The sequence below is a fragment of the Actinophytocola sp. genome, assembly GCF_036555685.1.
GTDB lineage: Bacteria > Actinomycetota > Actinomycetes > Mycobacteriales > Pseudonocardiaceae > Actinophytocola.
Genome location: NZ_DATBKY010000114.1, coordinates 1 through 10,014, shown reverse-complemented (window position 1 = coordinate 10,014; position 10,014 = coordinate 1). Strand labels below are relative to the sequence as shown.

Sequence of the window (10,014 nt, the reverse complement as noted above, 5' to 3'; positions counted from 1 at the left end):
CACCGTCCACAATCGACTATAAAAATTCATCGTTCGGGCCGGGAACGGTTCGCCGAGCTCCCCGACCGGCCGTCAGAATGACTGCCGGGCACATATCCGCGCTGGACCAGAACCGCATTTCGGCCGGTGAGCGCTTTCATCCAGGAATTCGCCGGCGGCCGGCGGCCGGGTCGGGCGGCCGCTGCGGCGAGCGAGGTCAGCTCCGGGCCGAGCACCGCCCGCAGCGCGGCCGACGACCGGACGTCCTCCGGCGTCACCGCGTGCTCGCCGAGCAGCAGCCGCAAGGTCAGCAGCGCGAGCTTGTACCGGTCGGAGTCGAGCGTCGCCTCGCCCGGACCGGCCGCCGGGTCGGCCCAGCCGACCGTGTCGCGCGGGCACACCGGCGCCGGCCGGTCGGTGATGCGGAACCCGTCGCAGTCGATCGCGAAGACCCCGGGTCCGCCGGCGAGCGTCCACAGCAGGTTGCGCATCGACACGTCCGCCATGACGACGTCGTTGCGGTGCAGCACCTCGAACAACCGCAGGTAGTGCAGGGCGAGCCAGCACCGCTCCGCGCCCGACGGCAGCTTCAGCTGGTCCCACATCGCGCGCCGCGGGTAGAGCAGGAACTGCAGCTCCAGCAGCCGCCGCCGGCCGGCGAGCCGGCTGGCGAACCGGCTGGGGGCCTCGCGCATCAGCAGCCCGACGCACCGGCCGTCGCGGAACACCCGCCCGCTCGGCCACGCGGTCGTCGCCATCACCAGCCGGCGGTCCGCGGCCGTCATGCCGGCGGGCAGGTCGATCAGCCGGGCGAGCTCGCCGGCCAGCACCTCGACGCCCTCGTGGTAGTGCTTGAGCAGCATCCCGGCGGGCCGCGACAGCCGGAACACGACACCCTGTCCCCCGTCCGCGAGCCGGCCGGCCACCCCGAGGTCGGCCAGCTCCGCGTCGTCGGTCATGGTTCGCCCCGCGCCCAGACGACGACGGCCGTCCGGTCGTCGTCGAAGCTCCGCAGGTCGAACTGGAGCTGGTGCAGGTAGGCGACCGGCCCGGGTGGCTCGGCCCACGCCTGCGCCAGGTACGCCCCGGCCTGCGTGTCCTGCACCGGGACGCCGAGCCCGTCCGACGCGACCACCAGCGCCTGGCCCGCCCGCAGCACGCCGCTCGCGTGCTGCGCCGGCCAGCGCGGCGAGGGCAGGCAGTCGGTGGCCGACTCCGAGAAGAACCCGCGCCGCTCGGTCAGCAACGGCAGGAAGGCGCCGTCGGTCAGCAGGAACGCCGGGCTGTCGCCGACGCGCACCACCCGGAACCGCCGCGCCGGCCCGGCCTCGACGACCGCCACGGTGAGCGTGGTCGCCCGCTCGCCCGGCGACGGTCCCGCCGCGCGCACGGCCCGGTCGGCGGCCCGCAGCGCGCGGGTCAGGTCGACGGTCGCCAGGTCCGCACCCGGCAGCATGGGGGCCAGCTCGGCCAGCGCGTGCCGGACCGCCAGCTCGGCGCCCCGGTGTGCGTCCGCCGCGGCACCGACGCCGTCCGCGACCGCCGCGAGGACGTACCGCTCGTCGAGCCCGCTCACCCCGACCGCGTCCTGGCGCACGACGCCGTCGAAGCGGTGCGACGTGCCGCGGGTCGACGCCGCCCGCACCTCCAGCGCGCCGACCCGGCCCGCCTCGAGCACGGTGTCCGGCACCGCCGCGACGCCGCCCAGCCGCCACGGCACCCCGGCCGCGAGCGACGGCGGCCCCAGCTCCCGCGGCCGGAACACGCCCCGGTCGCCCCACGCGCGGATCGACTCGATCGTCATCAGACCGGGTCGATCTGTAACGCGGTGAACCCGGGCACGCTCTCCGGTACCTGCAGGAGCAGGTCACCGTCCGTGGTGACGCTGCCCGAGCGCACGACGGAGGTGGTCAGCGTGCGGGCGAAGCCGTGCAGCGCGGCGCCGGGGCTCACGCCGCCCGTGCTCATGAACGCGCCGAAGGTGCCGACCCGGCCGATCGTGTCCGCGTCCGCATCGCCGATGCCGAACGCGATGATGTTGGGACGGGCCGGCCACTCGGGGTCCCGCAGCCGCTCGTAGGCGTCGGGCCAGGTGGCCTGGTCGGTGGGATGGCCGTCGGACAGGAAGAACACCGCCGGCCGGTACACGCGGTGGGCGTCGGCCTTGAGCGACTCGACGTCCTCGTCGATGGTGGTGCGCAGCAGGGTGAAGGCCACGCCGAAACTCGTCCCCGCCTGCGTGGTGAGCCCGACGATCTCCACGACGTCGGACAGCCGGCACAGCGGTTGGAGCACCTCCGCGGTACCGGAGAAGCCGATCAGGCAGAACCGGGTCTTGTCCGCGACCACGGGATCCGTCCCGACCGCCCGGTGCAGCTCGGCCAGCGCGTCGTTCAGCGCGTCGAGGTGGTCGGCCATCGAGTACGACTGGTCGCACACCACGTAGAAGGGCAATATCTGTTCGGGCATATTTCCTCCTCGCGGGGAGAATGTCCCTGCCGCCCGCACCAGATCTGGATCAGATATTGACCACGCGGGCGATACCTCCGAAGCGGCTCCGACGATGGGATTCACTGGGGACCAGCGGTCTTCCGACGAGCTTTCCTGGGGTGAGGAACATGTTTCGGATGCTCGGGCCGTTCGAGGTCTGGCACGACGGCGTGCAGGTGGATCCGGGTGACCTGCAGCAGCGGTATGTGCTGGTGATCCTGCTGCTGCACGCGAACCGGGCGGTGTCGCGGGAGTACCTGCAGGAATACGTGTGGATGGGCCAGCCCTCGCCGAAATCCGACCTGATCACGAGCTATGTCGCGCGGCTGCGGAAGGTGTTCCGGGACGCCGGCCTGGCCGACGTGACGATCGACAAGACGCCGACCGGATACGTGCTGCGGGTCGACGAGGACCTGATCGACACGGTGCGGTTCTCCCGGTTGTGCGCCGCGGCGCGGCAGGCGTCGTCGAAGGCCGAGACCACGCGGCTGTTCACCGAGGCGCTGGAGCTGTGGCGTGGCCGGTTCCTGTCCGATTTGGACATAGATCGGGTCGGCGGGTCGACGGTGGCGCCGTCGGAGGAGGCGCGGGTCGACGCGCTGGTGGACCTCGCTTCGCTGGAGCTGGGCGCCGGGCGGCACCGGGAGATCCGTGACCGGCTGCGGCCGGTGTGGGAGGAGGACCGGTCCCGGCAGCGGCTCGCGGCGATGCTGATGCGCGCGCTGATCGCGAACGGCGACCAGGTGGCCGCGGTCGAGGTGTTCCACCAAACGCGCGACGCGCTGGAGGAGTACGGCATGGAGACCGCCCGCGAGCTGCGGGACATGGCGTGGGTGGCGCAGTACGGCGAGCGGGTGTCGTCGCTGCCGACGCGGCTGGCGCGGTTCACCGGCCGGCGCGCGGAGCTGGCGGCGGTGGACGAGGCGGCGCGGTCGGCGCGCGAGGAGCCGGCGGTGTTGTGGATCTCCGGGATGCCCGGGGTGGGCAAGACCGCGCTCGCGGTGCACGCGGCGCACCTGCTCGCGCGGGAGTTCCCGGGCGGGCGGCTGTTCGTGGAGCTGAACGGGTTCACCCCCAACGTCGCGCCGACCGATCCGGCCGTCGCGCTGGAGCGGCTGCTCGGCGATCTGGGCGTGCCGCCGGAGGCGGTCCCGCCCTCGACGCGGGCGCGCGCGGAGCTGTACCGCTCGAAGCTGGAGGACACCCGAACCCTGGTCGTGCTGGACAACGCCGCGTCGGAGGCGCAGATCGAGCCGCTGCTGCCGGGGGTCGCGGGGTGCCTGGCGCTGGTGACCAGCCGCGAGCTCGGCGCCCTCGCCGGCGATCACGTGCACCTGGAACCGCTGGCGGCCGAGGAGGCGGCGGAGCTGTTCGGCAAGCTCGTCGGCGCGGACCGGGTCCGCGGGCGGGGCGAGCAGGTGCGCGAGATCGTGGCCCGGTGCGGGCGGGTGCCGCTGCTGATCCACCTGGTGGCCGCCCAGTTCCGCCGGCACCTGCGCTGGCCGCTGGAGCACGTCGTGTCGCTGCTGCGGTCGGCGTCCCCGCTGTCGCCCGACACGACGTTCTCCGACGCGGCGACCGTGGCGTGCACGGTGTCCTACCAGCACCTTTCGGCTGCACAGCAGGAGCTGTTCCGGCTGTTCGCGGCGGTGCCGGGACCTGACCTGTCGGCGGCCGGGGCCGCGGCGCTGGTGTCGCTTCCGGTGCCGCGGGCGCGGTCGCTGCTGGAGGACCTGCACCGGGTGAGCCTGCTGGAGGAGTCCGAGCCGGAGCGGTTCCACGTGCTCGACCCGCTGCGCGACTACGCGACGTCCGTATTGCCGTCGGTCGGTCCCGCGCCGGTCGAGCGGCTGCTGGACTTCTACCTGGTGTCCACCGCGGCCGCGATGGCCGTGCTGTTCCCGTTCGACCGCGACCGCCAGCCCACCGTCTCCGCGGAGTCGCCGGTGGCGCTGCGGTTCGCCGACTCCTCGGCCGCGCGCAGCTGGCTGGACGACGAGCGCCGCAACCTGGTCGCGGCCATCGACCACGCCGCCTCGCACGACCTCCCGGACCACGCGTGGCAGCTCGCGATCCTGCTGTGGCGGTACTTCTACGCGGGCGGCCACCTGCGCGACTGGACGTCGACGCTGCGGCGGGCGCGGTCGGTGTTGCGGGAATCGGGGAACACGCGCGGGCTGGCGCACGTGGAGCTGCGCCTGTCGACCGCGCGGTGGCGCTCCGGTGCGCTCGCCGAGGCCCGTTCGCTCGCCGAGGGCGCGCTGCCGCTGTGGTCGGCCCTCGACGACGCCGGCGGCGAGGCGGACACGCTGGTCGTCATGGCTGCCGCCGCGCGCGGCCTGGGCGACCTGCCGGAGACGGCCCGCTGCTACGCGGCGGCGCTCGAGCGGTACAAGCGCATCGGCGACGACCGGGGCCAGGCCAACGCGCTCGACAACCTCGGCGTGGTGAGCGAGCTGCGCGGCGAGCTGACCACCGCCGAAACCCAGCACGCGGAGGCCACTACCCTGCTGCGCTCGCTGGGCCAGACGCAGGGCCTGGCGCACTCGCTGGACAACCTGGGCTGCGTGCACCAGCGCCTGGGCCGCCTCGACGAGGCGATCGCCGACCACACGGAGGCGCGCACCCTGGCCGCGTCGATCGGCGACCGCGCCTGCGAGGCGTACGCGCTGAACAACCTGGGCAACACCCACCGGCTGGCCGGACGCCTGGCCGAGGCCGTCCGCTGCCAGCAGCAGGCCCGCCGGGTCGCGGACCTGGTCGTGGACCCCAACCTGCGCACCCAGCTGTACCTCGACCGCGGCGAAACCGCTCGCGCCGACGGCGACCCGCGCGCCGCCCTCCAGTCCTACCGCGCGGCCCTCGACATGTCCGCCGGCACCGGCGACCGGGCCCAACAGGCCCGCGCGAACCACCGGATCGCCCAGCTCCTCCACGAGACCGGCCAGCACGCCGTCGCCGCCGCTCACTGGCGCGAGGCGCGGAGCGCGTTCGCCGAGCTGGGCCTACCCGAAGCCGACGCCATCCGCCGCGAGCTGACCGCCCTGCGCTGCGGCTGCGTCGCGTAGCCACTCACCGGCGGTGCAACGTCGCGATGAGGTCGGGGTGCAGGTCGCGCACGGCGCCGTGCGTCCGCCAGCGGGACAGCGTGCGGTCGAGCTCGCGAAGGTCGAGGCGGATCGTCGCGGAGTCCACGCGGGCGGCGTCGTCGATGACACCCCGGGCTACCACGCAGGCCTCGTCGATCTCGCCGTTCACGGCGTGCGCGAGCGCTCGGCGGGTGCCGAACCGCGCCCGCGCGCGGCGAGCGGCACGCGGGATCGCGGCCACCTCGCGGTCGAGGATGTCCGCGGCCTCGCCGGGGCGGCCTAGGTCGTACAAGGCCCAGCCCCGAGCGAGCGAGACCTCGTCGGGCACCGTCGTCGAGCCGAGGACCGGGCCGCTGTCGTTGTCGCGCGTCGCCAGCAGTTCGGCAGCGCGTTCGAGTGCCCGTTCGTAGCCGGCGATGTCGCCGGCGAGCGCGCGGCCCTGCGCCTCGCATCGGGCGGCGAGGCCCAGGATGCGCGGGCCGGCGTGCGGGTTGTCCTGCGCGCGGCGGGCGAGCTCGACCGTGCGGATCGCGTCGTGCTGGTAGAGGGAGATCTCCGCGCGTCGGACGAGGGCGAAGCTCGCGAGGTGGGGGTCGCGGCCGGCGGCGGCGTAGGCAACGGCCCGGTCGGTCCACCGGAGCGCGCCGGCCTCGTCGCCGGCCTCCTGGCTCATCCAGCCGGCGTACTCGGCGACGCGGGAAGCGAGCAGGAAGAGGTTGGTGCGCATCGGCTCGGGGCTCGCGGCGGCGAGCGAGCGGAGGGCGTGCAGGTGCGCGATGACCGGTGCGAGCACGACGTGTGGGCTCGCCATGGTGCCGAGCGTGCGGTGCTGGTCGAAGGTCGAGCGCAGCACCGCGAAGGCGCCTTCGTCCACGGCCCCACCGCGGGTGCCGGTCAGCGCCAGCCCGAGGACCGCGCCCGCGCCGGCGAGCACGCTCCGGCGCGGCAGCTCCCTGACGCGGACCCCGCCGGTCTCGTCGAGTTCCATGACCCAGCCCTCGTCGTCGGGTGCGGGCGGCTCGTCGGGCATCTCGGCGGGTGGCTGCGTGATCGCCGCGCTCAGCGCACCGCCGGTGCCCAGCACCTGGTCGCAGAGCCGCGCGAACACCGCGCTCGGCCGCTTGAGGTCGTTCTCGATCTTGCTGATCTGGCCCTTGCTGTAGTTGATCCGCTTGGCCAGCGCGCCCATCGAGATATCGGCGGCGGTGCGGAATTCTCGTAACAACGCACCGAATGTGTCGGCCATCGGACCTCCCAGTGGACTCGCACCATCGCGAGTACACCATTTCGATAATCCGAGGGCAATGGGTTTCCCGTTGCCGGACTCGCTCGAGCCGGCAACGGGAATTCAGCGGGTTTGCGTCAGACCCACTCGTGCCCGTCGGTTGTGTTGGTGGGCGGCGGCGGGGGCGGCGGCGTCCCGTCGGCGGATGCCGAGCTGGACGCGATCAGCGGTGTCGCGATGACGATCGCCGCGGCGGCGAGCAACCCGCCGATTCGGGCAGACAATTTGGCCGCACGGGAGAACGACATGATTTGCACTCCTTGGATTCCGGCGCTTTCCTTTGCAGCGCCACACCAAGAAGAATTCCGGCATCGACCTCGCCGAACAATGTATTGCCCGTTTCCCATTCAAGAGGAAACGGGAAACCCTATTCGAGCAGCCCTTTTACCTTGGCCGCCAGGACCGCGAACGAGCTTCCGGCGTGTGGCATCTCCCCGCCGAGCACGAGGTCCACCACCCGCGCGAACGGCATCCAGTGCACCTCGAGGTCGGCCTCCCCGGCGTCGAGCCGCTGCGTCCCGCCGGTCAGCCCGGTGGCGAGAAAGGCGTGGTCACGGTGGTTGGTGAGGGAGTCGGCGCAGTTGATCACGCCCAGCGCCGTCCACGACTCGGCGCTGATGCCGGTCTCCTCGCGGAGCTCCCGCCGCGCCGCCTCGTCGACGTTCTCGCTGCTCTCGACCCGGCCGGCCGGCAGGCGCCACTGCCGCTCGCGATGCACGTAGATCCACTGCCGCGTGACGGCGACGAGCCCGGCGCCGTCCGCGGCCAGCACGGTCACCGCCGCGGGCGCCACCACATGGTCGTAGTCGGTGACCGACCCGTCGGGCCGCCGCGCGCGATCCCGCCACACCGTGAACCATGCCGAAGCGAACCGCTCCTCGGACGCGAGGCGCGCCCAACCCGGATCAACCACGCCACAAGTCAACCACAAAGATGATCATCATTTGGGCTGCGGACACCAACCACCGCGGATGCAGGCCCGACGACGGCTCGCCCAGCATCGAGAAGACTGCAATCGCTTTAGACGCCCGCCATGCGCACGGCGGCGCAGTCGTGCCCAACTGGTCGGTGGCCATCTCGTGCTCGAGATGGCTCCGCCACAATGGCCGGGTGCCTGCTGACGATTCAGATCCGCGCTGGGGGCTGGTGTATGACGAGGCTCTGCGGGCTCTTTCGTTCCAGCAGAGTGCGTTGGACAATCTGCGATCGCGGGCGACACTGCTCACGGCGGGTGCGGCATTAATCGGCTCCGTTCTAGGGACGCCCGCATTGGCCGATGCTCGGAGTGGAGTTGCGTCGGTGTTGGCGATTGCCGCGCTCGCGTGCGTTCTGGCAACGGCCGGGATCATCTGCGCACCGTGGTGGCGATGGCGGTTCGTATCGAGCGCCGCACGTCTCACTCAGGCGGTCGAACTCGGCCACTCCCTGGACTCGATGCGCCGTCACCTGGCTGCTGACTTTGAGAAGTGGCTGGACAGCAATGAGAAGCGGCTGCGGGGCCTACAATGGTGCTTCACAGCTGGCCTGATGGCGCTCCTGATGGAGATGGTGGCCTGGCTTGTGCAACTCGCGCAACTGAGGGGATGAGCACTCGTGGCCGAGGCGGACGACGAGGAGATCGAGCGTTCCGCAGAGTCATCAATGGAGTCGCTGAGCTGGCCGGATACGTCCCGTCCGGTCATCACCTACTGGGCTGGCGGCATGACCGGACCCCCTCCTCCTCAAGGCGGTTCTGGATCCACCAGCTACGGATATCCTCCTTTGGGTAGCAATCAAGATGACTCAATGGGCAGCAGATCAAACTATCTAGAGGGCAGGAAAACAGGCAAGAAAAAGCGGGATAATCGCGCGGGCGTGGAGCGCGGCAATTACGTCACGAGTGACCAATGGAAGAGTCCCGCTCGATCACACTTTCCCATTTTCACGGTCGTCGCAACACTTTTTGTCCTCGTTACCATCGTCGTCGCCGTCATCGTCGTCTTGATCTAGGACCTGGCACGAGATTCGTGCTCCGTGGTCGAGCGACCAACCATTGTTGGCTATTGGTTGGCAACCAGGGTCTATGCCGTCGGTAACGCACTGGCGCGCGTGCTCCACCAGGTCACACACAGGCTTCTCGCTGCTGGGCTTCTTCAGATCGTCAGACGAGCGCGCAGGGTGGCGAGTTCGGTATCGGACAGACCGTTCTCGACGAGAAAGTCGGGCATCGTGAGTGACGCGATGGTCGAGGTCAGAGATGCCTCGATGGTGGTGTTGTGTTTCGTAAGGATCTGGTTCACGGCAGTGAGTTGGTCGCGGAAGCCGAGTTCGGCGTACCGCTGTTTCATCCGGTCGTAGGTCAGCAGATAGTCGGCGATGATCTCTTCTGGCGCCGCTTCACCCAGCGTGAGCAAGACCAGGGCGAGGAGCCCGGTGCGGTCCTTGCCGCCGGCGCAGTGGAACACCACGCATCCCGGTGCGGCGTTGGCGATCGCTCGTACGGCGGTCACCACCGGCCGCGGGTGTTCAGCCAGCATCGCCGGGAAGTACAGCGGTGAGGCTAAGCTGTCGATCTTCTGCCAGTGCTCGTAGAACGGTGTGCCGACCGGATCCAGCGGTACCTGCAGGGTCGCGATCCCCGCGGGTCGAGGTGCGCGTTCCTGCTCGCACTCGTCGACGTGGCGCAAATCGACGACTGTGCGGACCCCGTACGCCCAGGCCGCCGCCCACCCAGCCGCGCTCAAGCGTGTCGGCGCCTCCATCCGGACCACCGCGCCCGGTCTGACCTGCCCCAGCCCGCCCAGATCACGAGCATTGACACACCCGTCCCACGAAAGCTCTCTGCCGCCTTTCACAACCGCTAGACGCTTCACCTCCACGCCCGGTTGTTTGTGCACCCGGTTGCTGAGAGCACAGCGCCCCCACCGCCGACCCAAGGATTAACTGGAGCGGGTTCGAGCCCGGACGCCGCAGAGCTCGACGAGCACGCTGGCCTCATCGGTGATGTGGAGAGGTCCGCCATTCACCGATCGATCGAGCCACCTAAGAGCGTGCCGGTGATCTTTGTCGGCACCCCAGCAAGACCGTGGGAACGCTGCTCGACGAGGCGGGGCTGACGGCCCGACAGATCGCCGACGTGCTGGGCCACTCACACCCGTCGATGACGCTCAACAACTACATGGACCGTTGGCA

At 71.0% G+C, this 10,014-nt stretch carries 10 protein-coding genes; 3 read left to right on the top strand and 7 right to left on the bottom strand.

The genetic code is table 11. The annotated features are described in order from the left end of the window. Nucleotides 1-26: 26 nt before the first annotated feature. From VH969_RS12205 to VH969_RS12195, 3 genes are read right to left on the bottom strand one after another with little or no spacing between them, the layout of a single operon-like run. Entirely contained in the window at nt 27-938 is a 912-nt protein-coding gene (locus tag VH969_RS12205; protein WP_331973820.1) for a hypothetical protein, read from the bottom strand. After that, nucleotides 935-1,783 carry a protein phosphatase 2C domain-containing protein gene (locus tag VH969_RS12200; protein ID WP_331973819.1) on the bottom strand — a complete coding sequence of 283 codons (849 nt, stop codon included), beginning with the start codon at nt 1,781-1,783 and terminating at the stop codon, nt 935-937. Before VH969_RS12200 ends, VH969_RS12205 begins: the two co-directional genes overlap by 4 nt. After that, a complete protein-coding gene (locus tag VH969_RS12195) occupies nt 1,783-2,448 on the bottom strand; it encodes a vWA domain-containing protein (RefSeq protein ID WP_331973818.1) in 666 nt (221 codons plus the stop codon). Before VH969_RS12195 ends, VH969_RS12200 begins: the two co-directional genes overlap by 1 nt. A 149-nt stretch (nt 2,449-2,597) precedes the next feature. On the opposite strand from VH969_RS12195, the gene VH969_RS12190 reads away from it, so the two are divergent. Next, complete coding sequence (locus VH969_RS12190; RefSeq protein WP_331973817.1) at nt 2,598-5,537, top strand: AfsR/SARP family transcriptional regulator; 2,940 nt, start codon at nt 2,598-2,600, stop codon at nt 5,535-5,537. Nucleotides 5,538-5,541: 4 nt separating this feature from the next. On the opposite strand, the gene VH969_RS12185 is transcribed toward VH969_RS12190, so the two are convergent. The 3 genes from VH969_RS12185 to VH969_RS12175 form a co-directional block, all read right to left on the bottom strand. Beyond that, nucleotides 5,542-6,804 (bottom strand): helix-turn-helix transcriptional regulator, encoded by a 1,263-nt coding sequence (locus VH969_RS12185; protein WP_331973816.1) that lies wholly within the window; start codon nt 6,802-6,804, stop codon nt 5,542-5,544. A gap of 116 nt (nt 6,805-6,920) precedes the next feature. Next, the gene (locus VH969_RS12180) at nt 6,921-7,091 is read right to left on the bottom strand and encodes a hypothetical protein (RefSeq protein WP_331973815.1); all 171 of its coding nucleotides are present in this window, start codon (nt 7,089-7,091) and stop codon (nt 6,921-6,923) included. 119 nt (nt 7,092-7,210) lie between these two features. Beyond that, on the bottom strand, nt 7,211-7,756 hold the full coding sequence (locus VH969_RS12175) for an NUDIX domain-containing protein (protein ID WP_331973814.1): 546 nt from the start codon (nt 7,754-7,756) through the stop codon (nt 7,211-7,213). Between the two features lie 20 nt (nt 7,757-7,776). On the opposite strand from VH969_RS12175, the gene VH969_RS12170 reads away from it, so the two are divergent. Further along, complete coding sequence (locus VH969_RS12170; RefSeq protein ID WP_331973813.1) at nt 7,777-8,430, top strand: hypothetical protein; 654 nt, start codon at nt 7,777-7,779, stop codon at nt 8,428-8,430. 6 nt (nt 8,431-8,436) lie between these two features. Then, the gene (locus tag VH969_RS12165) at nt 8,437-8,832 is read left to right on the top strand and encodes a hypothetical protein (protein WP_331973812.1); all 396 of its coding nucleotides are present in this window, start codon (nt 8,437-8,439) and stop codon (nt 8,830-8,832) included. A 143-nt stretch (nt 8,833-8,975) separates the two neighbouring features. Here the strand turns inward: VH969_RS12165 and VH969_RS12160 are convergent, their stop codons facing one another. Next, nucleotides 8,976-9,701: a tyrosine-protein phosphatase gene (locus VH969_RS12160; RefSeq protein WP_331973811.1), complete on the bottom strand. Its 726-nt coding sequence runs from the start codon at nt 9,699-9,701 to the stop codon at nt 8,976-8,978. Nucleotides 9,702-10,014 lie beyond the last annotated feature (313 nt).

Coding starts and splice junctions, on each gene's coding strand:
- VH969_RS12180 (WP_331973815.1), bottom strand. CDS start 7,091: ATGTCGTTCTCCCGTGCGGCCAAATTGTCTGCCCGAATCGGCGGGTTG.
- VH969_RS12200 (WP_331973819.1), bottom strand. CDS start 1,783: ATGACGATCGAGTCGATCCGCGCGTGGGGCGACCGGGGCGTGTTCCGG.
- VH969_RS12170 (WP_331973813.1), top strand. CDS start 7,777: ATGATCATCATTTGGGCTGCGGACACCAACCACCGCGGATGCAGGCCC.
- VH969_RS12185 (WP_331973816.1), bottom strand. CDS start 6,804: ATGGCCGACACATTCGGTGCGTTGTTACGAGAATTCCGCACCGCCGCC.
- VH969_RS12205 (WP_331973820.1), bottom strand. CDS start 938: ATGACCGACGACGCGGAGCTGGCCGACCTCGGGGTGGCCGGCCGGCTC.
- VH969_RS12190 (WP_331973817.1), top strand. CDS start 2,598: ATGTTTCGGATGCTCGGGCCGTTCGAGGTCTGGCACGACGGCGTGCAG.
- VH969_RS12195 (WP_331973818.1), bottom strand. CDS start 2,448: ATGCCCGAACAGATATTGCCCTTCTACGTGGTGTGCGACCAGTCGTAC.